Annotated in this window: 28 protein-coding genes; 17 read left to right on the top strand and 11 right to left on the bottom strand. The window is 60.7% G+C overall.

The window, feature by feature from the left end:
* The first annotated feature begins 3 nt into the window (after positions 1 to 3).
* On the top strand, positions 4 to 726 hold the full coding sequence (locus V6Z53_RS21510) for a CDP-alcohol phosphatidyltransferase family protein (RefSeq protein ID WP_338581635.1): 723 nt from the start codon (positions 4 to 6) through the stop codon (positions 724 to 726).
* Between the two features lie 4 nt (positions 727 to 730).
* Complete coding sequence (locus tag V6Z53_RS21515; protein ID WP_338581637.1) at positions 731 to 1117, top strand: DUF488 family protein; 387 nt, start codon at positions 731 to 733, stop codon at positions 1115 to 1117.
* 127 nt (positions 1118 to 1244) lie between these two features.
* On the opposite strand, the gene V6Z53_RS21520 is transcribed toward V6Z53_RS21515, so the two are convergent.
* Positions 1245 to 2057 carry a class I SAM-dependent methyltransferase gene (locus V6Z53_RS21520; protein WP_338581639.1) on the bottom strand — a complete coding sequence of 271 codons (813 nt, stop codon included), beginning with the start codon at positions 2055 to 2057 and terminating at the stop codon, positions 1245 to 1247.
* A gap of 46 nt (positions 2058 to 2103) precedes the next feature.
* Positions 2104 to 2373: a DUF4242 domain-containing protein gene (locus V6Z53_RS21525; protein ID WP_338581640.1), complete on the bottom strand. Its 270-nt coding sequence runs from the start codon at positions 2371 to 2373 to the stop codon at positions 2104 to 2106.
* 181 nt (positions 2374 to 2554) lie between these two features.
* Between V6Z53_RS21525 and V6Z53_RS21530 the strand changes: the two genes are divergently transcribed.
* Entirely contained in the window at positions 2555 to 3547 is a 993-nt protein-coding gene (locus tag V6Z53_RS21530; RefSeq protein ID WP_338581641.1) for an AraC family transcriptional regulator, read from the top strand.
* A gap of 9 nt (positions 3548 to 3556) precedes the next feature.
* Here the strand turns inward: V6Z53_RS21530 and V6Z53_RS21535 are convergent, their stop codons facing one another.
* From V6Z53_RS21535 to V6Z53_RS21545, 3 genes are all read right to left on the bottom strand, one after another.
* Positions 3557 to 4783, bottom strand: a complete 1227-nt coding sequence (locus V6Z53_RS21535) for a cytochrome c biogenesis protein DipZ (protein WP_338581642.1) — start codon at positions 4781 to 4783, stop codon at positions 3557 to 3559.
* A gap of 165 nt (positions 4784 to 4948) precedes the next feature.
* Positions 4949 to 5161 (bottom strand): hypothetical protein, encoded by a 213-nt coding sequence (locus V6Z53_RS21540; protein WP_338581643.1) that lies wholly within the window; start codon positions 5159 to 5161, stop codon positions 4949 to 4951.
* A gap of 49 nt (positions 5162 to 5210) precedes the next feature.
* A complete protein-coding gene (locus V6Z53_RS21545; RefSeq protein WP_338581644.1) occupies positions 5211 to 5474 on the bottom strand; it encodes a DUF2790 domain-containing protein in 264 nt (87 codons plus the stop codon).
* A 305-nt stretch (positions 5475 to 5779) separates the two neighbouring features.
* Here V6Z53_RS21545 and V6Z53_RS21550 point away from each other — a divergent pair, with 305 nt between their 5' ends.
* The 5 genes from V6Z53_RS21550 (at position 5780) to V6Z53_RS21570 (ending at position 10151) form a co-directional block, all read left to right on the top strand.
* The gene (locus tag V6Z53_RS21550; RefSeq protein WP_034150327.1) at positions 5780 to 6520 is read left to right on the top strand and encodes a response regulator; all 741 of its coding nucleotides are present in this window, start codon (positions 5780 to 5782) and stop codon (positions 6518 to 6520) included.
* Positions 6517 to 7827: a HAMP domain-containing sensor histidine kinase gene (locus V6Z53_RS21555; RefSeq protein ID WP_338581646.1), complete on the top strand. Its 1311-nt coding sequence runs from the start codon at positions 6517 to 6519 to the stop codon at positions 7825 to 7827. Before V6Z53_RS21550 ends, V6Z53_RS21555 begins: the two co-directional genes overlap by 4 nt.
* Before the next feature lie 161 nt (positions 7828 to 7988).
* Complete coding sequence (locus V6Z53_RS21560) at positions 7989 to 8621, top strand: CDP-alcohol phosphatidyltransferase family protein (protein WP_338581647.1); 633 nt, start codon at positions 7989 to 7991, stop codon at positions 8619 to 8621.
* Positions 8608 to 9207, top strand: coding sequence for a lysophospholipid acyltransferase family protein (locus V6Z53_RS21565; protein WP_338581648.1), 600 nt, complete (start codon positions 8608 to 8610; stop codon positions 9205 to 9207). Before V6Z53_RS21560 ends, V6Z53_RS21565 begins: the two co-directional genes overlap by 14 nt.
* A complete protein-coding gene (locus tag V6Z53_RS21570; RefSeq protein ID WP_338581649.1) occupies positions 9204 to 10151 on the top strand; it encodes a phosphatidate cytidylyltransferase in 948 nt (315 codons plus the stop codon). The genes V6Z53_RS21565 and V6Z53_RS21570 overlap by 4 nt, the downstream gene beginning before the upstream one ends.
* 10 nt (positions 10152 to 10161) lie before the next feature.
* On the opposite strand, the gene V6Z53_RS21575 is transcribed toward V6Z53_RS21570, so the two are convergent.
* The 4 genes from V6Z53_RS21575 to V6Z53_RS21590 form a co-directional block, all read right to left on the bottom strand.
* On the bottom strand, positions 10162 to 11787 hold the full coding sequence (locus tag V6Z53_RS21575; protein ID WP_338581651.1) for a methyl-accepting chemotaxis protein: 1626 nt from the start codon (positions 11785 to 11787) through the stop codon (positions 10162 to 10164).
* Positions 11788 to 12025: 238 nt separating this feature from the next.
* On the bottom strand, positions 12026 to 12784 hold the full coding sequence (locus V6Z53_RS21580; RefSeq protein WP_338581652.1) for a putative DNA-binding domain-containing protein: 759 nt from the start codon (positions 12782 to 12784) through the stop codon (positions 12026 to 12028).
* Positions 12777 to 13616 (bottom strand): DUF692 domain-containing protein, encoded by an 840-nt coding sequence (locus V6Z53_RS21585; RefSeq protein WP_338581654.1) that lies wholly within the window; start codon positions 13614 to 13616, stop codon positions 12777 to 12779. The genes V6Z53_RS21580 and V6Z53_RS21585 overlap by 8 nt, the downstream gene beginning before the upstream one ends.
* A gap of 143 nt (positions 13617 to 13759) precedes the next feature.
* Entirely contained in the window at positions 13760 to 15094 is a 1335-nt protein-coding gene (locus V6Z53_RS21590; protein ID WP_338581655.1) for an acetamidase/formamidase family protein, read from the bottom strand.
* A 433-nt stretch (positions 15095 to 15527) separates the two neighbouring features.
* On the opposite strand from V6Z53_RS21590, the gene V6Z53_RS21595 reads away from it, so the two are divergent.
* Both V6Z53_RS21595 and V6Z53_RS21600 read left to right on the top strand, forming a co-directional pair.
* Positions 15528 to 16574, top strand: a complete 1047-nt coding sequence (locus V6Z53_RS21595; RefSeq protein WP_338581656.1) for a class I SAM-dependent methyltransferase — start codon at positions 15528 to 15530, stop codon at positions 16572 to 16574.
* 133 nt (positions 16575 to 16707) lie between these two features.
* Positions 16708 to 17550 carry an NAD-dependent protein deacetylase gene (locus tag V6Z53_RS21600; protein WP_338581657.1) on the top strand — a complete coding sequence of 281 codons (843 nt, stop codon included), beginning with the start codon at positions 16708 to 16710 and terminating at the stop codon, positions 17548 to 17550.
* A 117-nt stretch (positions 17551 to 17667) separates the two neighbouring features.
* On the opposite strand, the gene V6Z53_RS21605 is transcribed toward V6Z53_RS21600, so the two are convergent.
* Positions 17668 to 18570 carry a LysR substrate-binding domain-containing protein gene (locus V6Z53_RS21605; protein ID WP_338581658.1) on the bottom strand — a complete coding sequence of 301 codons (903 nt, stop codon included), beginning with the start codon at positions 18568 to 18570 and terminating at the stop codon, positions 17668 to 17670.
* Between the two features lie 227 nt (positions 18571 to 18797).
* On the opposite strand from V6Z53_RS21605, the gene V6Z53_RS21610 reads away from it, so the two are divergent.
* From V6Z53_RS21610 to V6Z53_RS21620, 3 genes are read left to right on the top strand one after another with little or no spacing between them, the layout of a single operon-like run.
* Positions 18798 to 19496 carry a CoA transferase subunit A gene (locus tag V6Z53_RS21610; protein WP_338581660.1) on the top strand — a complete coding sequence of 233 codons (699 nt, stop codon included), beginning with the start codon at positions 18798 to 18800 and terminating at the stop codon, positions 19494 to 19496.
* 24 nt (positions 19497 to 19520) lie between these two features.
* Positions 19521 to 20186, top strand: a complete 666-nt coding sequence (locus tag V6Z53_RS21615; RefSeq protein WP_054051104.1) for a CoA transferase subunit B — start codon at positions 19521 to 19523, stop codon at positions 20184 to 20186.
* An 11-nt stretch (positions 20187 to 20197) separates the two neighbouring features.
* Positions 20198 to 21379, top strand: coding sequence for an acetyl-CoA C-acetyltransferase (locus V6Z53_RS21620; protein ID WP_338581663.1), 1182 nt, complete (start codon positions 20198 to 20200; stop codon positions 21377 to 21379).
* A gap of 257 nt (positions 21380 to 21636) precedes the next feature.
* On the opposite strand, the gene V6Z53_RS21625 is transcribed toward V6Z53_RS21620, so the two are convergent.
* On the bottom strand, positions 21637 to 22956 hold the full coding sequence (locus V6Z53_RS21625) for an Nramp family divalent metal transporter (protein WP_338581664.1): 1320 nt from the start codon (positions 22954 to 22956) through the stop codon (positions 21637 to 21639).
* Positions 22957 to 23201: 245 nt separating this feature from the next.
* On the opposite strand from V6Z53_RS21625, the gene V6Z53_RS21630 reads away from it, so the two are divergent.
* The 4 genes from V6Z53_RS21630 (at position 23202) to V6Z53_RS21645 (ending at position 26085) form a co-directional block, all read left to right on the top strand.
* On the top strand, positions 23202 to 23999 hold the full coding sequence (locus V6Z53_RS21630) for a hypothetical protein (protein ID WP_338581665.1): 798 nt from the start codon (positions 23202 to 23204) through the stop codon (positions 23997 to 23999).
* A gap of 56 nt (positions 24000 to 24055) precedes the next feature.
* Positions 24056 to 24973, top strand: coding sequence for an EamA family transporter (locus V6Z53_RS21635; RefSeq protein WP_338581666.1), 918 nt, complete (start codon positions 24056 to 24058; stop codon positions 24971 to 24973).
* An 82-nt stretch (positions 24974 to 25055) separates the two neighbouring features.
* Positions 25056 to 25730 carry a glutathione S-transferase N-terminal domain-containing protein gene (locus tag V6Z53_RS21640; RefSeq protein WP_338581667.1) on the top strand — a complete coding sequence of 225 codons (675 nt, stop codon included), beginning with the start codon at positions 25056 to 25058 and terminating at the stop codon, positions 25728 to 25730.
* 28 nt (positions 25731 to 25758) lie between these two features.
* The gene (locus V6Z53_RS21645) at positions 25759 to 26085 is read left to right on the top strand and encodes an antibiotic biosynthesis monooxygenase (protein ID WP_338581668.1); all 327 of its coding nucleotides are present in this window, start codon (positions 25759 to 25761) and stop codon (positions 26083 to 26085) included.
* The last annotated feature ends 80 nt before the right edge of the window (positions 26086 to 26165 follow it).

The following is a 26165-nucleotide window of genomic DNA, read 5'->3' on the forward strand; positions in this document are numbered from 1 at the left end:
CCCGTGATTTCAACTCTACACATTGCCAGGCTCAAAGCATGGGGTGCCCATGGTTTTACCGCGACCGGCGTGGTCACCGCCTTCCTCGCCACCCTCGCCCTGCTCGATAACCAGCCGACCAGTTGCCTGCTGTGGCTGGGCGTGGCCCTGATCGTCGACGGGCTGGACGGCGCATTGGCGCGCAAGGTCAATGTGCAGTCGGTGCTGCCGAGTTTCGACGGCTCGATTCTCGATCTGGTGATCGATTACCTGACGTATGTATTCATTCCGGCGCTGTTCATCTATCGCTATATCCCGTTGCCGGACTACACGCTGCTGCTGACGGTGTCGCTGATTCTGGTGTCGTCGCTGTTCTGCTTCTGCAACGTCAACATGAAAAGCAAAGACAACTACTTCCAGGGCTTTCCTGCCGCGTGGAACGTGGTTGCGCTGTGCCTGTACATCATTGCGCCGTCGCCGTGGATCACTTTTCTCACCGTGATCGGCCTGGCCCTGCTGACGCTGACCCGGATGAAATTCCTGCACCCGTTCCGCGTGCGGCGCTTCATGCCGATCAACATTGCCGTGACCGCCATCTGGCTGCTGTGCAGTCTGTCGCTGGTGATCAATCATCCAGTGATCAACCCGCTGGTGATGGGCCTGTGGCTGCTGATGTCGGCTTACTTTCTGGGGATCTGCTTCTGGCGCACGGCGCTGGAGTGGTTCGACGGATCGCGGGTGAAATAACGCCATGCCTGTCCATATCGTGCGCCTCGGCTCACCGCGCCTGCCCGGCGAAGGTTTGCGCCTGGGCACCGTGCGTCGCCCACCTCGTGGCGTACCGAAAGCCGAGTTCGCCAGTCGGGATTTCTACGATGTGTGGCAACCGCTGCTGTCCCCGAGCCAGGAGTTGGTGCACGAAGCCCAACACGCTGAAGACGAAAAAGCCTGGAACGCGTTCAAGCGCAAGTTCAAGGCCGAAATGAACCAACCCGCCGCCAGTCAGTTGCTCGATCTGCTGGCCGCCCTCTCGCATGACACTTCGTTGGCTGTTGGCTGTTACTGCGAAGAAGAAGCGCATTGTCATCGCTCGGTGTTGCGTGAATTGCTGGCGGCGCGGGGTGCGAAAGTTACCTGATCACCAACAAACACCATAAATCCTGCGGGAGCGGGCTTGCCCGCGATAGCGATCATCCAGACAAAGATAAAGTGGCTGGCAGACCGTCATCGCGGGCAAGCCCGCTCCCACAGGGATCTATGTCGATTCAACGCCGTGTGATCACCACCTCCAGATACTCACTCGGCACCACCAGCGACTTGTCGCCCGCCCGGTTCGAACGGTTGATCAGATCAGCCAGGTCATTTTCCAGGGCCAGGGCGCTTTCCGGTGGCAGCGCCCCGAATGCCTTGTGCACCGGGCCGTACCAGGTGCGGAAGGTGTCAATGAAATGCGCTGTGGAGCGATACCGGAAATTGAAGGTCTTGCGCGTTACCTGAACCAGGAAGTTTCGCTCATCGAACTGCATGTGCAACCAGGCTTCGGTGCCCCACTGCGAGGGCGGTTGCGCGCCGGGTGGTGGTGGCATGTGCCGGCCGAGGGTCTTGAACATCTGGCCGACGAAACCTTCCGGTGTCCAGTTGGCCAGGCCGATCCGGCCGCCCGGCCGACAGACCCGCGCCAGCTCCGCTGCAGCCTTGGGCTGGTCCGGGGTGAACATTACGCCGAAAGTCGAAAGCACGGCGTCGAAACTGGCATCGTCAAAAGGCAGCGCTTCGGCATCGGCCACTTGAAAAGTCACGTTGAGGCGCTCTGCCCTCGCCCGGTCTTCGCCGCGTTCGAGCAGTGCGGCCACATAGTCGGTCGAGGTCACCAGGCAACCCCGGCGGGCAGCGGCCAGTGTGGCATTGCCGTTGCCGGCGGCGACGTCCAGCACTTGCTCATCGCACAGCAGGTCGCAGGCTTCGGCCAGTTGCTCGCCGACAATCTGCAAGGTCGTGCCGATCACGGCATAGTCGCCACTGGCCCAAGCGGCCATCTGACGGTTTTTCAAGGCAGTAAGATCAATGGGTGTACTCATGGAGACGATCTCTGGGTTGAAACACGGATCAGTTACCGGCGCACACTTACTCCGCCGTGGTGGGATCGATGATGTTCATGACCTGGGAGACACGATTGGCCGGGAAACCACTCAGCCGGGCATGTTCCTGGATCTGTTCTTCGCTTGGCGCGATGTACACGCAGTAGAGCTTGTCACCGGTGACATAACTCTGCAGCCACTGCACTTCCGGCAAATCGCGCAACGTCCTGCAGGACTTTTGCGAAGCGGCTTTCAAATCCCTTTCTGACAGTGTTCCAGCACCTGGAATCTCGCGTTCTATGACGAACTTAGGCATGGCAACCTCTCATTCTTGTTATTGATGACAGGGTCGGCAGACCCTGTGCGTCAACTATCGCGCCGCGAGACGGCGGCGTCCTGCCCGATCGTCGGCCAGCACTGTCCGATCGTCCGGCGGTTTCACGCATTGCTGCAACAGGCTCACAATCGAGAACATCCGTCCGCACGGGAAAACCACCATGGATGCCCTGTCACAGACCCTGCGTGTCGTTCGCCTGGTCGGCGCGATTTTCATCAACGCCCGGTTCACCGCGCCCTGGTGCTATCAGTCGCCGAGTGCCGACACGGCTGCGCCTTTTCTGGAGCCGAACGCCGAGCGGGTGGTGATTTTTCATTTGATCACCGAGGGCGAGTGCTACGTCGAACTGGGGGATGACCCGCCACTGCTGTTGAGCGCCGGAGACGTTGTGGTATTTCCCCAGGGCGATGCCCATCGCATGAGTTCCCAACCCGGACTGACGCCGGCCAGCGGCGGACGGCTGGACAAGGTGCTGGCGCGTCGGCCACGGCAATTGAGCTATGGCGGTGGCGGCGCGGTCACGCGGCTGGTGTGCGGTTATCTGGCGTGTGATACGCGGTTGGCGGGAATGTTGTTGACCGGACTGCCGCCGGTGGTGCGGGTCAATGTGCGCGGTTCGAATGCCGGAATCTGGCTGGAATCTTCGGTGCGTTACGCCTTGGCCGAAGCCCGCTCGCCCAGGCCTGGCGGCGAAGGCGTGTTGGCCAAACTGGCCGAGGTGTTGTTTATCGAAGTGCTGCGCCTGTACATGCACGAACACGGCAAGGGCCGCACCGGTTGGCTGGCGGGCGTGAGCGACCGGATCGTCGGCGCCGCCCTCAACGCCTTGCACAAAACACCCTGCCACACCTGGACCCTGGATGAACTGGCGCGCACCGCCGGCACCTCCAGATCCGTCCTCGCGGAACGCTTTCAACAATTGGTCGGGGTTTCGCCGATGCAGTACCTGACGCAATGGCGCATGTTGCTGGCGGCCAACCTATTACGCAGCAGTAACAGTTCCTTGATCCGCATTGCCGAAGAGGTGGGTTACCAGACCGATACGGCGTTCAGCCGGGCATTTCGTCGCGAATATGGAGCGCCGCCAGCGGCGTGGCGGCGCAGTCAGGAGAATCGCTCAATGGCCCACGGCGCGACGCCTTTGAGCCATTGATCTTCAGGATCAAGCCGCTGGAGCGGTGGCTTTGGCGTCGGCCTTGGCCTCTTCCAGCAACTGCTGGATCATTTGCTCCTGAGTGTCGTAGCGACCTTCACCAAAGTGAGTGAAACGCACCTGCCCCTTGGCGTCGATCAGGTAATGCGCAGGCCAGTACTGATTGTCGAAGTTGCGCCAGATCGCGTAGTTGTTGTCGATCGCCACCGGGTAGGTGATGCCGTATTCCTTCACCTTGTCCTTGACGTTGTCGATGATGCGCTCGAAGCCGTACTCAGGAGTGTGTACGCCGATCACCACCAGGCCGTCCTTCTCGTATTTCTTCGCCCAGTCTTTCACGTACGGCAAGGTGTGCTTGCAGTTGATGCAGTCGAAGGTCCAGAAGTCCACCAGCACCACTTTTCCTTTGAGCGATTCGTTGGTCAGCTCCGGCGAGTTCAGCCATTGCACGGCGCCGTTCAGCGAAGGCATGGCGCCCTGGGCGTTGTCCATGGACTCGGCCTTGACCTTGCTGACGAAGTAATCGACGACTTTCGGCACAGTTTCCAGCACGCCTTTCTCGACACTGCTGACACCTTGCGACGAGGTGCCGGCGAGCAACACGCTATCGGCGCCGGTGGAGATCAACGCCGCACCCGCCAACACCGCAACACCAGCACCGCGACGCAACCAGCCAGTGACCGGAATCGACGGTTTCAAGCGATTGACCAAACGGCGACCGGTGAAGATCAGCACGCCCAGCGACAACGCACTGCCGAGACCGTAAGCCACCAGCAACAGACTGGTGCCGGCGTTCGCGCCTTGCAGCATGGCGCCGGTGAGGATCACGCCGAGGATCGGCCCGGCGCATGGCGCCCACAGCAGGCCGGTGGCGACGCCGATCATCACCGACTTCAACGGGCCGGACGCTTTGCGGCTGTTCGGGTCCAGGCGATTGCCCAGCATCACGAACGGACGCGCCAGCCAGTCACCGACCCGGGCGGAAATCAGCGACAGGGCGAACAGCACCATCACGATCAGGGCCACATGGCGGCCGGCGTTGCTCGCTTGAATCACCCACTCGCTGCTGACCACGGCCAGGCTGGCGACCAGGGCAAACGTCAGGGCCATGCCGCCGAGGGTCAGCAGGATCGATGAGCGTGTGCGGTCGGCACCGGCAAACAGGAACGGCACGACCGGCAGGATGCACGGGCTGAGGACGGTCAATATGCCGCCCAGGAAAGCGATGAGAAACATGGGATCACCTATTACGAATTAGAGGGCGACATACATTCCCAGTGGGAGCGGGCTTGCTCGCGAAAGCGATCTGACAGTCACATTGATGCTGAATGTGCCGCCGTCTTCGCGAGCAAGCCCGCTCCCACAATGGCTTGGTGGTGTTTACAGAACCGTGCCAAGGCCTCAGGCCGTCTGGCCATCCAGCCACTTGCCCTGCGGCGTGTGGCTGGAGCCGTTTTCGGCGAGGAAGGCGTCACCGCCCTTCTCTGCCACCGGCGTCAACTGAAAGCAGGTGCTGCTGCCGCAAGCGCTCTGTTCTACAGCGCCGTTGGCGTGGGCCGCAGCACCGGCGGCGGAGAAGGCAATGGCGGTCAGGAATCGGCTGATGTTGTTCATGGTGGTGTTCCTCGCTTCAAAGGGGATGCGCAATGGCTGATCGCTGGACTCAGTTGTCCGAGGTGCAGCTATCGGAAATCTTGCGGTAGTCCAGAACCTGGGTTTTGCTGTGGGAGTCCAGGTAGGTCAGTTGGGCATCCACCACCCCGCAGGAAGGCGTCGCGTCCTGCTTCAACGACACCACTTTTTTGATGTCCAGTTGCGTGCCGTAGGTGTAGGGTTTGGCGCTGACATCGGCTTCGGCGCGGGCCGACAAGGTGCAGATGTTCAGGGCGGCAAACAGGCAAGCGGCGTAGATGGCTTTGGTGTTCATGGCGGTTTCCTCAAGGTTTGAATAGGTCAATCGTTAGTTGGGTAGAGGCAGCTGGGCTTGCCTCGATGGAACCTATTTAAAGCTTGCGAGGTATCCCGCATGTGTCGGAAAAAGGCGCGTGTAAATCGGTACGTATCAGAACCGGGTCGGGATACAGAGCGATACAAAACCCCGGAAAAATCGCTTTTTTACGTCGGTGTGTATCCACCGACAAGCCAGATACACTGCAATACAAACCCCTGCGGGCGAGCGGGAAAAGGCTCGATAGACTGTGCGACATCCCCCACTTACAGAGGCAAGTCCCCATGGAGCACGTCGATCACATTCTCATCGTTGATGATGACCGCGAGATCCGCGAACTGGTGGGCAACTACCTGAAGAAGAACGGCCTGCGCACCACCGTCGTGGCGGACGGTCGACAGATGCGCACCTTCCTGGAATCCACCCCGGTGGACCTGATCGTGCTGGACATCATGATGCCGGGCGACGATGGCCTGATGCTGTGCCGCGAGCTGCGCTCCGGTAAACACAAGGCCACGCCCGTATTGATGCTCACCGCGCGCAACGATGAAACCGACCGCATCATCGGCCTGGAAATGGGTGCCGACGATTACCTGGTCAAACCCTTCGCCGCCCGTGAACTGCTGGCGCGGATCAACGCGGTCCTGCGCCGTACGCGGATGCTGCCGCCGAACCTGGTGGTCACCGAAAGCAGCCGCCTGCTGGCCTTCGGGCGCTGGCAGCTGGACACCTCGGCCCGGCACCTGCTCGACGATGACGGCACCATGGTTGCCTTGAGCGGCGCGGAATATCGCTTGCTGCGGGTGTTTCTCGATCACCCGCAGCGGGTGCTCAACCGTGACCAGTTGCTCAACCTGACCCAGGGCCGCGACGCCGACCTGTTCGATCGTTCCATCGACTTGTTGGTGAGTCGCCTGCGTCAGCGGTTGCTGGACGACGCCCGTGAACCGGCCTACATCAAGACGGTACGCAGCGAGGGCTATGTGTTTTCGCTGCCGGTTGAAATCGTGGGAGCGCCAGCATGAACCTGTCGATGCGTTGGCCGCGCACCCTGGCTTCGCGGCTGTCACTGATTTTTTTGATCGGCCTGATCCTCGCCCAGGCGCTGTCCTTCGGCGCGCAGTATTACGAGCGCTATGAAAACGCGAAAAACACCATGCTGGGCAACCTGGAAACCGACGTCTCGACGTCCATCGCCATCCTCGACCGCTTACCGGCCGAAGAGCGCATGAGTTGGCTGCAACAACTGGATCGGCGCAATTACCGCTACTTGTTGGATGAGGGCTCACCTGGCACATCCATGAACACAGACATGCCCGAAGCCCCCATTGCGATGGCCTCGATCAAGGACGCCATCGGCAAAGACTACCCGATGACCTTTACTGAGATTCCCGGGCCGCGCAAACACTTCCAGGTCCACCTGAAGCTGGCCGACGGCGCCCCGCTGACCATCGACGTGCGACCTTCGATGCAGCCGCTGTCACCTTGGTTGCCGATCGTCTTGCTCGGGCAATTGGCGTTGATGATCGCCTGCACCTGGCTGGCCGTGCGCATCGCCATCCGCCCTCTGACCCGCCTCGCCGAAGCCGTGGACACCCTTGACCCTAACACCCACCCGGTGCTGCTGGACGAAAAAGGCCCGACCGAAGTAGCCCACGCCGCGAAAGCCTTCAACGCCATGCAGGCGCGAATCGCGGCTTACCTGAAAGAACGCATGCAACTGCTGGCGGCGATTTCCCACGACCTGCAAACACCGATCACCCGCATGAAACTGCGCGCCGAGTTCATGGACGACTGCGTGGAAAAAGACAAGCTGTGGAACGACCTCGGCGAGATGGAACATCTGGTGCGCGAAGGCGTGGCCTATGCCCGTAGCGTGCATGGCGCCACAGAAGAAAGCCGCCGCACCGACCTGGACTCTTTCCTCGACAGCCTGGTGTTCGACTATCAGGACGTGGGCAAGGAAGTGCAGCTGAGCGGCAAAAGCGCCACCGTCATCGACACCCGCCCCCACGCCTTGCGCCGAGTGCTGGTGAACCTGACCGACAACGCCCTCAAATTCGCCGGTGCCGCCGAGTTGCAGGTGGAAAAGCAAGCCGACGGCAGCGTCTCGGTGAAGGTCATGGACCGCGGTCCGGGGATCGCCGAGGCGGAACTGGCCCAGGTCATGGAGCCGTTCTACCGCGTGGAAAATTCGCGCAACCGCAGCACTGGCGGCACCGGGTTGGGGTTGGCGATTGCGCAGCAACTGGCGTTGGCGATCGGGGGATCGTTGACGTTGAGTAATCGTGAAGGCGGAGGCTTGTGCGCGGAGCTGAAGTTGCGGGGGTAAGCAAGCGACTGATACACCCACTTATTTTCACTGCATTGTAGGAAGCGCCCGACATCAATTCGTTTATTCCCTTGCTTGCATTGCATCCAGCGGATTTAAAACCTGTCTAGCCGCTGGATACATATACGCTTAATGGAACTCAGGCAACGGAATAGCAAAAAATGGATGACAACCGAAGACCCATCAGCGCGCGCTCCACAGGCTGGGCCAAACGCATAACCGCCCTGTTGGTGAAACGCGACATCTCACCCAATCAGATCTCCGTCGCCAGCATTTTCTTTGCACTCGCGGGTGCCATTGCGCTGAACATCGATAACGGTGTCGCCGGGTCGATCTGCTGCGCCGTCGCCATTCAACTGCGCCTGCTGTGCAATCTCTTTGACGGGATGGTCGCCATCGAAGGCGGCAAGCAATCCGACATCGGCAGCCTTTACAACGAATTTCCCGATCGGATCGCCGACACCCTGCTGATTGTCGGGCTCGGCTATGCCCTCTGGCAGCCGGAACTCGGCTGGTTTGCCGCCCTGGCCGCTGCGCTCACGGCGTATGTCCGGGTGTTCGGCGGCTCCATCGGCCTGAAGCAGAACTTCATGGGGCCGATGGCCAAGCAGCACCGGATGGCCGTGATGACTGCCGGGTTGGTGCTCAATACCATCGAATTCCATCTCTATGCCAGCCACTACGCGCTGATGCTGACGCTAATCGTCATTGCCATCGGTGCCGCAGCCACGTGCATCACCCGCACCCTGGCGATCTCCAGACAACTGAAGGAGGCCGGCCATGTGGATCAGTAATGCCCTGATCGCGGTGCTGCGGCTGCTGATCGGCGTCACCGCCCGCTGGGAAGGCCCGCCGGACCTCAGCCGTCAGCGCATCTATTTCGCCAACCACACCAGCCACATGGACACCCTGGCGATCATGGCGGCCCTGCCCGCCGAAGCGCGGATCAATGTGAAACCGGTCGCCGCCGCCGATTACTGGGGCAAGAACCGGTTTCTCTCCTACATCTCTCAGCGAGGCCTCAATGCCGTGCTGATCGAGCGCAATCCTGCGCCGGGCAGCAATGTGCTGGAGCCGATTTTCGATGTGGTGCGGGCCGGTCATTCGATCATCATTTTCCCTGAAGGCACGCGCTCCAGCCAGGCCTTGCCGGGGGAGTTCAAATCAGGGATCTATCGGCTCAGCGAAACCTTTCCCGATGTCGACCTTGTGCCGATCTACCTGGAAAACCTGCATCGTTCCATGCCCAAGGGCAAGCACGTGCCCTTGCCGATCATCTGCACCATCCGTATCGGCAATCCTCTTCCACGATTTGTCGGCGAGGACAAACAGGTGTTTCTGGAGCGGGCGCGTGACGCCATCGTGAGGCTGTCGAAATGAGTCTTGAGCAAAAATTCCTCTGGTTCTTTTTCGCGATCGCCTGTTTGTTGGCCGTCGCTTCGGTGATCGGTCGGGTGCTGGCCAAACGCGCCACGAGCGAAGGCGCAATCTCCACCATCGAAAACCTCAACCAGCGCGTGAACGCCTGGTGGGGCATGGTCATCATCTTCTTCGTGTCCTGGCTGCTGGGACCGAATGCAACGGTGGTGCTGTTCGGATTCATTTCCCTGTTCGCCCTCAGGGAGTTCATCACCCTGACCCCGACGACGCTGGGTGATCACAACGCGCTGTTCTCGGCTTTTTTCATCCTGATCCCGCTTCAGTACCTGTTGATCGGCACCCACTGGTATTCGATGTTCACGCTGCTGATTCCGGTGTATGCCTTTCTGCTACTGCCGGCGATTGCCGTGTTGAGCCAGGACACCGAAGCCTTTCTGGAACGAACGGCCAAGATCCAGTGGGGCGTGATGATCTGCGTCTATTGCATCAGCCACGCACCCGCGCTGTTGCTGCTGGACCTGCAAGGGTTCACCGGGCAGAACGCGCTGCTGTTGTTCTATCTGGTGTTCGTCGTGCAGTTGAGCGACGTGTTGCAGTACGTCTTCGGCAAGCTCTTCGGCAAACACAAAGTCGCACCGCTGGTGAGCCCGTCGAAAACCGTGGAAGGCCTTGTGGGCGGCGGGCTGTCCGCCACGCTGATCGGCGGCTGCATGTTCTGGATGACCCCGTTCAACTTCTGGCAGTCGCTGTTGATGTCGCTGGTGATCGTGGTGATGGGCTTTCTCGGTGGCCTGGTCATGTCGGCGATCAAGCGCAGCCTGAGCGCCAAAGACTGGGGCACCATGATCAAGGGCCACGGCGGCATGCTCGATCGCATGGACTCGATCTGCTTCGCCGCGCCGATCTTCTTTCACCTGACGCGGTATTTCTTTTCCGTGCAGTAAGGCTTGCTTGTCAGATGACAAACCGCGCCACCAGCGCATTCAAATCCACCGCCAGACGCGACAGTTCATGGGTGGCGGTGCTGGTCTGGTTGGCACCGGCGGCGGACTGCGTAGCGAGGTCGCGGATGTTCACCAGGTTGCGGTCGACTTCGCGGGACACCTGGGCCTGTTCCTCCGAGGCACTGGCAATCACCAGGTTGCGCTCGTTGATCAAATGGATCGACTGGGTGATCTGCTCCAGCGCCACACCGGCGGCGCGGGCCAGTTCCAGGGTGTTTTGCGTGCGTTGATTGCTTTGCTGCATCGACGCCACCGCTTCACCGGTGCCGTTCTGGATGCCGGCGACCATCTTCTCGATTTCCTGGGTCGACTGCGCCGTGCGATGGGCCAGCGCCCGAACTTCGTCCGCCACCACGGCAAAACCACGCCCGGCTTCACCGGCACGGGCCGCTTCGATCGCCGCGTTCAGCGCCAGCAGGTTGGTTTGCTCGGCGATGGCACGGATCACGTCCAGCACCTTGCCGATGTCGCGTCCCTGAGCCGCCAGACCTTCGATCATCAGCGAGGTGTTGTGCACGTCATGGGTCATGGTCTGGATCGCGTCGACGGTTTGCACCACCCGGTCACGACCCTCGCGGGCGGCCTGGGTCGACTGGTTCGAGGCTTCGGATGTCGACACTGCATTGCGCGCCACTTCTTCCACGGCGGCGGTCATTTCGTTGACGGCGGTGGCGGCTTGTTCGATTTCATTGTTCTGTTGCTGCAAGCCACGGGACGCATCTTGAGTCACCGCGCTGAGCTCTTCGGCGGCGGTGCCCAGTTGCGTGGCGGAACCGGCAATCTGTTCGATGGTTTTGCGCAGGCTGGCCTGCATCGTCGCCAAAGCGCCGAGCAAGCGCGCCGGTTCATCCTTGCCATCGACTTCGATGACATTACGCAGATTACCTTCGGCGATGGTTTGCGCGGCCAGCACGGCACGGTTCAACGGTGTGACGATGCTGCGGGTCAGGAGCCAGGCCAGCAGCACGGTCATCAACGCTGCGATAACCGCGACCGCGATGATGCCGGTGATAGCGCTGTTGTAATTGTCAGCGGCTTCAGCCGAAGCGGTTTTGGCGTAGTCCGCATTGAGTGCCACCAGTTTGTTCAACTGCTCGCCCATCTGATCCGTGCCGTCCTTGATACGTGTGTTGATCAGCGTGCGCATCTCATCCAGTTTGTTCTGTTGCGACAACTCCAACATCTGAGTCTGGGCTTGCATGTAGCTGTCCAGCGTGACGGTGAACGTCTTGTACAGCTGCGCTTCTTCGTCACCGGCGGGCAGCGCGGCGTAACTCGCTTGTGCGCTGCGCAGCTTGTCGACCAGTACGCCAACACGCGTCTGGGCTTCCTGCAAGGCCGCCGGATCACGGTTGACCAAAATCCGGAACGACAGAATTCGCATGCGCAGGACGTTTTCGGTCATGTTGCCGAGAAAACCGACGCTGGGCAGATGGGTGGTGCCCATGTCGATGGAGGCCTGGCGGATGACGGTCATGCGGTTCACGGCGAATACACCCAGCACGATGACCAGCAAGGCAATGAAGGCAAAACCAAGGAAAGCGCGAGGCGCGATATTCAGATTACGCAATGACATAGGACGATTCTCGGGGGTTGGTGGCTGCGAGCGTCCTTGCGTCATCACTGAATGGCGGGCATTGGCGCGCACCCTTTCAGATGGGCGCCATTGTTGTAATAGATTGGTCTGCGCCTGATGGTTGTATCGGCCGGGCTTGAGGTTTATTGCGGGGGTTTTAGTAAATATTTTTCAAGGAGTTAAGGGTGTTTCACAGACGAGACATATGGAACGGAAGTACCCATATTCCTGTAAGCAGTCAGAGAATGACACCCACCACACGTTGTTCATGCATCTGCCGCAACAACGCCAACCCGTTATCGAAGAACTCCGCTGAGCCGGTCATTCCCGCCTCCTGCGCCAGTGCCTGCAACTGCGCCCGGCCATCCAATTCAGGAAACTCCTCGATGCGCTGCAACAACCGAAACGCCAACGGGCTCAACCCGGAAAACTTCACACTGAAATCCACATCCCGACGTACCAACAACAACGTCGGCTGATCCGGCGCAGTGTCCGGCTGATATTCCGGCCCCACCAACTGCACCGGCCAGGCATACGCCAGCGGCCAGGCCAACGGCGAGACTTGCAATGGGCGGTCCAGCAACATGTCAGCATCGCCGGATGGCAACGGTTCGGCCTCGGACTGCTGCAAGGCCATCTCCACCCATTCGTAATGCGCCAGCTCAACCATGAACGGCGGCCACGTACCATCGGCCAACGCCGCAGGCTCAGAGGCGAGAAACTCGACAAACTCCTCGGCGATCTCACCGAATTTCGGCGTGTGGGCACGGTAGTCGCGCAGGAAGATCCGCACCAGCGTCCGCCATTGTTTGTCACCAAGAATCTTCACCAGCACCGGAAACGTGCCGCTGATCAGCGATGACAGATTGGCAAATACCAGGTCGCGATAAACCTGCGCCCGCGCCGGGTCCATCTCGGGCGGTGGCGCGCAGTGGTCGGGGTCGCGCAGGTACAGGCCCATGCTGCTTTGCTGTTCGTGCAGCGAGCGCTTAGCCACGGTTCACCCCCTCGGTCTGCAAGCGGCGGATGGTCTGCAACTCGGCAACCAGTTCGGAAAACGCCGGGAAGTTGAAATCGCGCTCCAGCAAAGTCGGTTGCGCGCCGAACCGGGCGTAGGCCTCCGTCAGCAACGACCACACCGCCGGTTTGACCGAGGCGCCATGGGTGTCGATTTTCAAGGTGTCGGACTCATCGAAATGCCCGGCGATGTGCATGGCCACCACGCGATCCGCATCGATGCCGGCCAGGAACGTACGCGGATCGAACCCGTGGTTGATCGAATTGACGTAGACGTTGTTGACGTCCAGCAACAGGTCGCAATCGGCTTCGCGCAGAACGGCGTTGGTGAAGGTCACCTCGTCCATGTCCTGCTGCGGTGCGGCGTAGTAAGAGACGTTTTCCACCGCCAGGCGCCGACCGAGAGTGTCCTGGGCCTGACGGATGCGCGCGGCGACGTGGTGCACCGCTTCTTCGGTAAAGGGCAGCGGCAACAGGTCGTACAGGTGACCGTCATCGCTGCAATAGCTGAGGTGCTCGCTGTACAGCGGCACGTTGTAGTGATCGAGGAAAACCCGCACCTCTTGCAGAAACCCGACATCCAGCGGCGACGGCCCGCCCAGCGACAGGGACAAGCCATGACAGGACAACGGATAACGCTCGGCCAGACTTCGTAGCGCTGCACCATGGGCGCCGCCGATGCCGATCCAGTTTTCCGGCGCGACTTCGAGAAAATCGAAATGACCGGCAGGAGCCGCCAGAAGGTCTTTCATTAAACCGCGACGCAAGCCGAGCCCGGCGCTGGCCTTGGCTGAAGTGATGGGGGTTTGCATGATGTCGATCTCAAGGTTGTCAGAACGTAAGCACAGTTAATCGAAGCGGTGTATCGGGACTGTGTTGCGCGCCAACGGAAAACGGCAGGGCTTGTATCGGCAGCGGGCCTGTACACACTCTGGTACAGACCCGTTGCCCGGCATTACGCCAGGTCGTACTTCTCGCGCACCAGCTGGCCGATGCCCATGCGATCGAGCACGTTCATCGGGCACAGGAACGTCACGCGGATGGTGCCCGGCAGGCGGCTGATGTCGATGGAACCGGTAATGGTGGCGCGGTTGAGCACTTCGTCGTACGGCAGACCGGTGACGGAGGCCGCACGCTGCAAGCCGTTCTCCACCGCGAGGTTGAGGTTTTCGCCGCTGCCGATGAAGGTGATCGGGCCGCTCTGCTCGATCTCATGCTGGCCCCAACGCTCACCCAACTCACGGACTTTGGCCCGCTGTTCGGCGTTCATCGGCCGCGCCATCGGCGGCAGGTCATCGAGGTTTTGCAGGAGGATCGGGCCTTCCAGCGTCAGGTTTTTCACCACTTGCACCACCACTTCGGTTTCCCCGGAGCAATCCGTGGCGTGCCCGGCAATTTCGCCGTTGCCCTGCTGGGCGTGCATGTCGCCCATGTACACCCCGGCACCCGGTACTTTCACCGGGCAGATCAACACGCAACCTTCGCGGATCGAATTGGTGTCCATGTGGCCGTCGGTCTTGGCCGCGTGCAGTTCTTCGCGGCTCATGCCGAAACGGTGCGGTGCATTGATCAGGTACTGGCCGAAATCGGCGCAGTTGTGCGAATCAGGAATATCCCGCGACGGCATGGTGCCGATGTTGCCGAGGAACGGACGCATGTGTGCGGCGACGCCGGGGATATCGGCGCGGGCCAGGGACAGGATCGAATGCTGCGCGGCGAATTCCGGCAGCGCCGACATTTCGGAAGCATTGCCGGCCAGTTGATTGGCGATGTCCTGGTTGACCGTCAGGCTGACCTGGTTCTGCGCATCGAACACGATCACGTAGCCGTGGCTGAAGCGAAACGCGCTGACCTCAGCGTTGCAGTTATTGCAGCGAATCGCGTCCTCGCCAATGCCTTCGACATGGCTGGCCGGATGGTCGGTGCCGCATTTTGAGCAGAATTTGGAGACAAACGGATCGCCGTTGTAGCGCCCTTCGACAAAGCTCATGACCCCGGACGACGTGGCCAGCGATGTGACGCGCATGCTCTTGATCTTGATCGCCACAGCATCGCCGATCTCTGCGCCGACGATGGCCACCGGTTGCGTGACTTCATGGCCGCCTTCGAAGGCTGGCGTGATCATCGGCCCCCAGCAACCCGGCGGCGTGCCGGTGATCAGAGTGCCGCCGTCGGCCAGCGGTCCGAGCATCGGCTGGCTCGGGCCGATGATGCCGTTGGTGTAGTGATCGACCCGCAGGCGGTTGACCGGGGTGGCGTTGAGATTGGATTCAGGCACAAGCGTTGTCATTGTGGTCCCCTTGACCGCATCAGGCGCGGAACAGAGTCAGTGCGAATGGCCGCCGGTGAACACGGCCATGGAAAGTGGCCTCCACAGTTCATCGCAGGTTTGTATCTGGTCTGTGTTCGGCTGTGCGCCGCAATTGAGCGGGACTGTATCGGGAGACCTGTTAGATACAGTGGGATACACAACGCAAATCCCCTGTAGGAGCACGGCTTGCCGGCGATGGCGTCATTGAAATTGCCATCGCCGGCAAGCTGTGCTCCTACAGGGACTGTGTCGATTGCCATTGCAGGGGCTTTCGTCGCTCCAGGCCACGCCGTACGGCCTGCGAACTAAACTTAATGCACACAGGAACTGCTTGATCTCCTGTTCATTCCCACGACCACCGCCCGGACCAACAAAGCCTCCGGACCGTGATCCTGCAAAAGGAGCACACGTGATGGACGAGGCCAGACTCAATGATTTCATGGGCAAACTGGTAGGTGACATGGGCGGTGCGGCGATGCTCGCCAATGTCATCCTCGGCGAAGAACTCGGCCTGTACCGGGCCATGGCCGACAGCCAACTGATCAGCCCCGAAGCCCTTGCCGGCAAGACCGGTTGCAACCCGCGCCTGGTGCGCGAATGGCTCAGCGCCCACGCCGCTTCCGGCTACATGGAACACCGCGACGGCCAATTCCGCCTGCCCGAAGAACAAGCGCTGGCATTGGCCATCGAAGACTCACCAGTCTATATCGCCGGGGGCATCGGGGTGGTCGCGTCGTTCTTCCACGACAAGGACAAACTGGTCAAAGCCATGCGCGGCGATGGCGCCCTGCCTTGGGGCGATCACCATCCGTGCATGTTCAGTGGCACCGAACGTTTCTTCCGTCCCGGCTACAAAGCACACCTGATCGCCGAATGGTTGCCGGCCCTCAACGGGGTGGTGGCCAAGCTGGAGGAAGGCGCCAAAGTCGCGGACATCGGCTGCGGCCACGGCGCGTCGACGGTGATCATGGCCCAGGCGTTTCCGAACTCGCGGTTCGTCGGCTTCGACTACCACGCGCCCTCCGTCACCGTCGCCACCCAGCGCGCCGAGGAAGGCGGCGTGTCCAGCCGCGCGCGGTTCTTCCAGGGCACGGCGAAAAGTTACCCCGGCGACGACTATGACCTGGTCTGTTACTTCGACTGCCTGCACGATATGGGCGACCCCGTCGGCGCGGCGAAACACGCTTTCGAATCGCTGAAACCGGATGGCTCGGTGCTATTGGTGGAACCGTTCGCCAATGACTCGCTGGATGACAACATCACCCCGGTCGGCCGTTTGTTCTACGCTGCCTCGACCTTCATCTGCACGCCCAACTCGTTGTCCCAGGAAGTCGGCCTCGGCCTTGGCGCCCAGGCAGGCGAGGCGCGGTTACGCAAGGTGTTTACCGAGGCCGGGTTCTCGAGTTTCCGCCGGGCCACGGAAACGCCGTTCAACCTGATTCTGGAGGCGCGTAAATAGCGCCGTTCAATGTAGGAGCACGGCTTGCCGGCGATAGCGTTCTGAAAATCGCCATCGCCGGCAAGCCGTGCTCCTACAGGGTGATCGGCAAATGCTACGCTGCACACACTCAAGGCCCTCCGGAGTGTTGAACATGCTCGACCGCCTGACCCGCGAACAACTCGATCGCTTCCAGCAACTCATGGCGGATCAGCCGTTCGCGGTGCTGACGGGTGCCGGTATCAGCACGCCGTCGGGCATTCCGGACTATCGCGACAATCAGGGTGTGCGGCGTGGCCGGCAGCCGATGATGTATCAGGAATTTCTCTCGGCCCCCGAATCCCGACGGCGCTATTGGGCGCGGGCGATGCTCGGCTGGCCACGGGTGCGTCAGGCCCAACCGAATGTGGCTCACGAGACACTCGCCCGATTGCAAAGCACCCGGCAGATCAGCGGGCTGATCACGCAAAACGTAGACACCCTGCACGATCAGGCCGGCAGCCATGACGTCATTGAACTGCACGGCAGCCTGCACCGGGTGCTGTGCCTGGACTGCGGAAAGCGCAGCGAGCGCGATTCGATCCAGCACCTGATGGAAACCCAGAATCCTTACCTGGCAGGCGTGGACGCGGTGCAGGCACCGGACGGCGACACCCTGCTCGACCCGGCTTTCGAAGCGCGTTTTCAGGTGCCGCACTGCCCGCATTGCGCCGGGGAACGGATGAAGCCGGACGTGGTGTTTTTCGGTGAAAACGTCGCACAAGCCACAGCGGCCAAGGCCATGGCAGCGGTCGAACATGCCGCCGGATTGCTGGTGGTCGGGTCCTCGTTGATGGCGTATTCAGCGTTTCGCCTGTGCCGCGCGGTGGTGGATCAGGGCAAACCGCTGATTGCGATCAACCTGGGCAAGACCCGGGCGGATGAGATGCTGGATTTGAAGATTGAGGGGTCGTGTGAGCAGCTGCTGCCCTTGTTGGCCGAACGCCTGAATACCTGAAAGAACACAATCTCTGTGGGAGCGGGCTTGCTCGCGAAAGCGGTGTGTCAGGCACCATCAATGTTTTATGTAATGCCCTCTTCGCGAGCAAGCCCGCTCCCACAATGGTTTTGTATTTCAAAACGAAGACATACGCTGACTGAGGTTTTCCTCTTTGAGCACATCAAACAACGCCTGCGCCGCCGCCGACAACTCTCCGCCCGGCAACGTCAGTACGCCTAACGCCCGCTCCACCACCGGATCGCGCAAGGTAATGCAGCACGCGCCCAGCTCGCGCATCTGCCCGGCACACAACGCCGGCACCGCACTCACCCCCAACCCGCTCGCGACCATCCGCCCGACCGTCGCCAGTTGATGACTCTCAAACTCCACCGGCAGCTTCATGCCCCGCGCCTGCAAGTGCTCTTCCAGCATCACCCGCACTGTCGACGGCCGCTGCAAGGTAATGAACGGCTCCTTGAGCAAGGTCTGCCAGTCGATTTCGTCCAGCTCGACCAGCGGCGAATCATGGGGCACCACCGCGACGAAGCGGTCGATGTACAGCGGCGTGAATTGCAGCGACGAACTCTGGGTCGGTTCGAACGCCACGCCCAGTTCCACCTGGCGATCGCGGACCATTTCCAGCACTTGCTCGTTGATCACATCGTTGACCGTGACGTTGACTTTCGGATAGCGGGCGCGGAATGTCTTGAGGATCGGCGGCAGCAGATTGCCGGCGAACGACGGCATGGCCGCCAGGGTCACGCGGCCGCGCTGGAGCGTGAAGCGCTGACGCAGTTCGTCCTCGGCGTTGTCCCAGTCGGCAATCAAGCGACGCGCCAACGGCACCAGGGATTCGCCCTCGGCGGTCAGTGCCACATTGCGCGTATTGCGCGTGAAGAGGCGCCCGCCCAGGCCTTCCTCCAGCGCTTTGATGGTCAGGCTCAGTGCCGATTGCGACAGGTGCAGGCGCTCGCAAGCCACGGCAAAACTCAGGCTCTGGGCCACGGCCAGAAAGGCGCGGATCTGCTTGACTGTCATAGTCGTTGTGCTCCAGTAGTAAGCTCAGACGCTATCTGTAGGAGCACGGCTTGCCGGCGATGGCGTCCTGGACAACGCCATCGCGAGCAAGCTTTGCTCCTACAGAGCAATTGGTGAGTTTTATCTATTAATCAAACCTAAAAATCAACTTAACAAATGAATCTTGCGGCGAGACACTCAACCCCATACGGCTAGCCAGCCGCCCACAAAGAATAAAAGAGGTGCATATGGCAGGTTTCGACAAGCGCGTGAGTTCCTACGAGGAAGCTCTGGCAGGTCTTGAAGACGGCATGACCGTGATCGCCGGCGGCTTCGGCCTGTGCGGCATTCCGGAAAACCTGATCGCCGAGATCAAGCGTAAAGGCACCCGCGACCTCACCGTCGTTTCCAACAACTGCGGCGTCGACGGTTTCGGCCTCGGCGTGCTGCTGACCGACCGCCAGATCAGCAAGGTCGTGGCCTCCTACGTCGGCGAAAACAAGCTGTTCGAAGAGCAACTGCTCAAAGGCGAAATCGAAGTCACCCTGACCCCGCAAGGCACCCTCGCCGAGAAAATGCGCGCGGGCGGCGCCGGCATCCCGGCCTTCTTCACCGCCACCGGCGTCGGCACCCCGGTTGCCGAAGGCAAGGAAGTGCGCGAATTCCATGGCCGCAAGTACCTGATGGAAGAATCCATCACCGGTGACTTCGCCATCGTCAAAGGCTGGAAAGCCGACCATTTCGGTAACGTGATCTATCGCCACACCGCCCAGAACTTCAACCCGCTGGCCGCCACCGCCGGCAAGATCACCGTGGTCGAAGTCGAAGAGATCGTCGAACCCGGCGAGCTGGACCCGGCGCAGATCCACACCCCAGGCATCTACGTCGATCGGGTCATTTGCGGCACGTTCGAAAAACGCATCGAACAGCGCACCATCCGCAAATAATTCAGGCTGACGGAGAATAAAAACATGGCACTTTCCCGCGAACAAATGGCTCAACGCGTCGCCCGCGAAATGCAGGACGGCTTCTACGTGAACCTGGGCATCGGCATCCCGACCCTGGTTGCCAACTACATCCCCGAAGGCATGGAAGTCATGCTGCAATCGGAAAACGGCCTGCTCGGCATGGGTCCTTTCCCGACCGAAGAAACCATCGACGCCGACATGATCAACGCCGGCAAGCAAACCGTGACCGCACGGATCGGCGCTTCGATTTTCTCCTCGGCCGAATCCTTCGCGATGATCCGCGGTGGCCACGTCGACCTGACCGTACTGGGCGCGTTCGAAGTGGATGTCGAAGGCAACATCGCCTCGTGGATGATTCCCGGCAAACTGGTCAAGGGCATGGGCGGTGCGATGGACCTGGTGGCTGGCGCCGACAACATCATCGTCATCATGACCCACGCCTCCAAGGACGGTGAGTCCAAGCTGTTGTCCAAATGCAGCCTGCCGCTGACTGGCGCCGGTTGCATCAAGCGCGTACTGACCGACCTGGCCTACCTGGAAATCGAAAACGGCGCGTTCATCCTGAAAGAACGTGCACCGGGTGTCAGCGTTGAAGAGATTGTCGCCAAGACCGCCGGTAAACTGATCGTGCCGGACCACGTGCCGGAAATGCAGTTCGCTGCCCAGTGAGGAATCATTCCATGCAAGAAGTCGTCATTGTTGCCGCCACGCGCACCGCGATCGGCAGTTTCCAGGGTTCCCTGGCCAATGTTTCTGCCGTCGACCTGGGCGCTGCGGTAATCCGTCAGTTGCTGGCACAAACCGGCCTGGATCCGGCTGAAGTCGATGAAGTGATCATGGGTCAGGTGCTGACCGCCGGCGCCGGGCAAAACCCTGCGCGTCAGGCTTCGATCAAGGCCGGTCTGCCGTTCGCGGTCCCGGCCATGACCCTGAACAAGGTCTGCGGCTCGGGCCTCAAGGCCTTGCACCTGGGCGCTCAGGCGATCCGTTGCGGCGACGCTGACGTGATCATCGCCGGTGGCCAGGAAAACATGAGCCTGGCCAACTACGTCATGCCCGGCGCGCGCACCGGCCTGCGCATGGGTCACGCGCAAATCGTCGACACCATGATCAGCGATGGCCTGTGGGATGCGTTCAACGATTACCACATGGGCATCACCGCCGAAAACCTGGCCGAAAAGTACAGCCTGAGCCGCGAACAGCAGGACGCGTTCGCCGCCGCCTCGCAGCAGAAGGCTGTGGCTGCAATCGAAGCCGGGCGCTTCGTCGATGAAATCACCCCGATCCTGATTCCGCAGCGCAAGGGCGATCCGCTGTCCTTCGCCACCGACGAGCAGCCACGGGCCGGCACTACCGCCGAATCCCTGGGCAAACTCAAGGCTGCCTTCAAGAAGGACGGTTCGGTGACAGCCGGTAACGCTTCGTCGTTGAACGATGGCGCCGCCGCCGTGATCCTGATGAGCGCCGAAAAAGCCAAGGCTTTGGGCCTGCCGGTACTGGCAAAAATCGCCGCTTACGCCAACGCGGGCGTCGATCCGGCGATCATGGGCATCGGCCCGGTATCGGCCACTCGCCGTTGCCTGGACAAGGCTGGCTGGAACATCGGTCAACTGGACCTGATCGAAGCCAATGAAGCTTTCGCCGCACAATCGCTGGCCGTGGCCAAGGACCTGGAATGGGACTTGAACAAGGTCAACGTTAACGGCGGCGCCATCGCCCTCGGTCACCCGATCGGTGCCTCGGGCTGCCGCGTGCTGGTGACCCTGCTGCATGAAATGATCAAGCGTGATGCCAAGAAAGGTCTCGCCACCCTGTGCATCGGTGGTGGTCAAGGTGTCGCCCTGGCGCTCGAACGAGCGTAAACGCGTTCAACAGATTGCGCGGGGACCCACGAATAACCGCGCGATTTGGCAAAACACCCGGTGCGACTCACGTCACACCGGGTTCTTTTTGTCTGGTATTCAACTGATTTTGTAGCAGCTGCCGAAGGCTGCGTTCGGCTGCGCAGCAGTCGTGAAATCAGGTGGCGCGGTGCATCACCTAGATTCTGTACTCAGGATTGACGACTGCTGCGCAGCCGAACGCAGGCTTCGCCAGCTGCTACAGACATCAGTCGCGATCAATTCAGAAGCTGCAAGATCAACCAGCTATTCGCCCCACTGATCACCGCAAACAATCCCCACGCCAACACCCGTGTCGGCAAACGGTTCACAAACGGCCCCATCAACTGCTGATCATTGGTCATGCGAATCAACGGATACAACGCAAACGGCAACTGCAGACTCAACACCACCTGACTCAGCACCAACAGCTTGCCCACCGCATCGTCGCCCATCAGCCACACGCCAATGAACGCCGGGATCAGCGCCAGGCCACGGGTGATCAAGCGCCGTTGCCAGCACGGCAGCCGCAGGTTGAGGAAACCCTCCATGATCACCTGGCCGGCGATGGTGCCGGTGAAGGTCGAGCTCTGTCCCGAAGCCAGCAGCGCCACGCCGAACAACACACTGGCCAACGCCCCGCCCACCAACGGATCGAGCAGGTGATAGGCGTCTTGAATGTCGACCACTTCGGTGTGCCCGGTCTTGTGAAACGCCGCGGCGGCAAGGATCAGGATCGCGGCGTTGACCAACAGCGCTAAAGCCAGAGAGCCGATGGTGTCGATGCGCGCCAGTTTCACCGCGTCCTGCTTGCTGGCGATGTCCTTGCCGATCAATCGCGTTTGTACGATCGAGGTGTGCAGGTAGAGGTTATGTGGCATCACGGTGGCGCCGAGAATGCCGATGGCGAGGTACAGCGGCGCCGCATCACTCAGGGCCGACAGCGAGGGCTTGAAACCTTGGGCGACTTCAGGCCAGTAAGGTTTGATCAGCAGCAACTCGACAAAAAAACACGCGCCAATGGTGCCCACCAGCACCAGCATGATCGCTTCCAGTCGACGGAAACCACGGTTTTGCAGGGCCAACACCAGCAAGGTGTCGAACGCCGTGAGGGCGATGCCGAAAGTCAGCGAACAGCCCAGCAACAAATGGAATGCCAAGGCACAGCCGAGCACCTCGGCGAGGTCAGTGGCAATGATCGAAATTTCCGCCAGCACCCACTGCGTGCGGGCTGTCCGTTTGCTGTAGCGCTGCCGGCACAACTGCGCCAGATCGCGTCCGGTCGCGATGCCCAACCGCGAACACAGGCACTGCACCACCATCCCCGCCAGACTCGCCAACAGCACCACGAACAACAGGCTGTAGCCAAACCGCGACCCGGCCTCGATGGCAGTCGCCCAGTTCCCCGGGTCCATGTAGCCGATGGACACCAGCAAACCGGGACCGGCAAAACGCAGGACCCGTTTGAAAAATGACGCGCTCGGGTCGACAGCAACGGTACCCGCCACTTCCGGCGGACAGAACGGCGCAGTGCCGACTTTGGGCAAACTGAATTTCACGCGATGATCCATCAACAGGTGGGAAGGCGCAGCTTAGACGTTTCGAGGAACACACAACACCCTGTAGGAGCTGCCGCAGGCTGCGATCTTTTGATGTTGATCCTCGGTGAATTTGAAATGGCTGAAAATCAACAGATCGCAGCGTGCGTCAGCTCCTACTTTGTATACAAAACTTCGACACATATAGAGCAATCCATCTCCCGCAGTGCTAACGTTGCCACCTGACACAGGTTGGAGATGTACGCGTGCTGATGCTCAAATTGCTGGTGATTCCCGGATTCCTGCTGCTGATTTCCCTGGCCGGTAAACGTTGGGGGCCAAGCGTGGCCGGTTGGTTGTCGGGGTTGCCGGTGGTGGTCGGGCCGATTCTGTTTTTCCTCGCCATCGAACAAGGCGAACTGTTCGCCGCGCAATCAGCCCAGGCGGCACTGTCGGCCATGTTCGCGATGATCGCCTTCTGCGTAACTTACGCGCAGGTCGCCCAACGTACCGGATGGCCACTGGCGCTGACGATTTCCCTGTTGGTGTGGGCCGTGATCGCCGTGGTGCTGTCGTTGATCCCACCGTCACTGATGTTTTCGGTGATCGCCGCCGCGACCGCCCTGTTGGCCGCGCCTTACCTGTTCCCTTCGGTGCAACCCATCGTTTCCGGTCCAAAACCAAAGTCCGACAAACTGCTGCTGCGCATGGTCGCCGGCGCCCTGCTGACCCTGGCCGTCACCCTGCTGGCCAGCACTGTCGGCGATCGCTGGAGCGGGCTGCTCGCGGTGTTCCCGGTGTTGGGCAGCGTGATGGCGGTGTTCTCCCAGCAAACCCGTGGCCCGGCATTTACCGCTGCCCTGCTGCGGGCGACGGCCACCGGTATGTATTCGTTCTCGGCGTTCTGCCTGGTCTTGGCGCTGACATTGCCGAGTATGGGGATGAGTGCGTTTGCTCTCGGCGTGGCGGTGTCGGTGGCAATGCTGGGCGTGACCAAACGCCTGCTGGCGCGGCCCGTCGGCCAGGTTCCGGCGGACGCTGGACGAACCGCGATCAAGCGCTAAGCTGCAACAGGTCATCGGGCAAGGAAGTCGCCCGTTCAACGCCTGAAGGAACAGACATGGCCACGTCCAGCGTCCGCAGTGCCCGCTCCGCCACCGCGGTCGGCGTGATCGCAATCTTCCTCTGGTCCTGCCTGGCGTTGCTGACTACCCTCACCGAAGGCATTCCACCGTTTGAACTGCTGACCCTGAGCTTCGGCGTTGCGTTTATCGCGACCTTGATAATTCTGGGTCGGCGCGGCCTCAGCGGTTTCAGCAGTTGGCGCCAACCCTGGCCCGTCTGGGCGACAGGGTTTGTCGGAATTTTCGTTTATCACGCGCTGTATTTTTTCGCGCTCAAGTCCGCGCCGGCAGCCGAAGCCAGCCTGATCAACTACCTGTGGCCCCTAATGCTGGTGCTGCTCTCGGCCTTCGCCGCCGGAGAAAAACTGCACAAGCGACAAGTCCTCGGTGCAATTCTGGGTCTGGCAGGCACCGCGTTCATCATGCAGCAACGCGATACCCATACCTCCGCCGTGATGCCGGTGGCCGGGTATCTGGCGGCGCTCGGATGTGCGCTGATCTGGGCCGGGTACTCGGTGTTCAACCGGCGGTTCAAGGAAGTACCGAGCAGCATCATCGGCGGCATTTGCGGCATGTCGGCCTTGGGCGGGCTGGTCTGCCATCTGGCGTTCGAAACCACGGTGTGGCCCGATTTCAGGCAATGGACAGCGATCGTCATTCTGGGCCTCGGCCCGGCGGGGCTGGCATTTTTCGCCTGGGACCACGCGACCAAACACGGCAGCCTGGCCACACTGGGCGCGCTGTCCTATCTGGCTCCGCTGATTTCCACGGTGTTGTTGATCGTCGTCGGCCGCAGCCATGCCAGCCCGATCCTGATGATTCCTGCGCTGCTGATTATTGCAGGCGCGGTGATCGCCACCGCGCAACCGTCGGTTAAATCCCCTACAACACCTTCGATGGTTTCGCACGAGTAGCCCAACAACTCCGTACGTCAATCGAACAGGTTTAGCCCACCATCAGCCTCAGTTCAAACCACTAACGACTGAGGCCTACATCATGAAATTCTTTTTCCACCCTTCGCCGAACCCGATGAAAGTCGCCCTGCTGCTCGAAGAACTGCAAACGCCTTACGAGCTGATCGGCGTCGACACTTTCAAGGGTGAACAACACCTGCCAGCCTTCCTGGCGATCAACCCGAATGCCAAGGTTCCGGCGCTGGTCGATGGCGACGCCACGGTTTTCGATTCCCAGGCGATCCTGCTGCACCTGGCGCAAAAACATCAGCGTTTCCTGCCCACCAGCGCTGCCGGCAATGCCGAGCTGCTGTCCTGGCTGATGTTCATCGCCACCGGCCTCTCGCCGTTCTCCGGCCAGGCCGTACACTTCATGCACCACGCGCCGGAAGACCTGCCGTACGCGAAAAACCGCTACTTCAAGGAAGTCGAACGCCACTACCGCGTCCTCGACCAACGCCTGGCCGAACACCAATACCTGGCGGGCGACACCTACAGCATCGCCGACATGGCCCTCTGGGGCTGGGCCAACTACGCGCCGTACATCCTCGGTGAAAACGGTCTGGCGGCTTACCCGAACGTCAAGCGCCTGTTCGATAAAATCAGCGCCCGCCCGGCGGCCCAACGTGCTCAGGGTCTGAAAGAGAAACTGGTACTCAAGGCAGAGTTCGACGAAGAAACCCGCCGCAACCTGTTCCCGCAAAACCAGGCCCAGTAAGCCGTTCCCAATACAGGAAGGTGATGAAATGAGTGATCAAGTCGCGTTTATCGTTTACCTGCCGGCCAAACCCGAACGTTTCGCCGAAACCAAAGAACGGCTGCTGGACGTCGTGCACCAGATGTCGGCCGAGCCGGACTTCGTCAACACCTGGGTGCATCAACTCCAGGACGAACCGAACACCTTGGTGCTCTACGAAACCTGGAACTGCAGCAAGGAAGACTTCATCGCTCGTCACCTGAGCAAGTCGTATCGCCAGGAGTACGAAAAATTGCTGCCGGAGTTGTTGGCAAGCGAACGCCGGATCGAGTTTCTGGATGTGATCGAGAGTTATCCGGTGCGTCGCGAAGAATGAGGCTGGCTCGGCAACGGACAACGACCGTCCGTTACCCAACGCTGGAACACGTCACAACCTCCATGGGATGATCGCCCCCC

This window comes from Pseudomonas sp. MAG733B (assembly GCF_036884845.1).
GTDB lineage: Bacteria > Pseudomonadota > Gammaproteobacteria > Pseudomonadales > Pseudomonadaceae > Aquipseudomonas.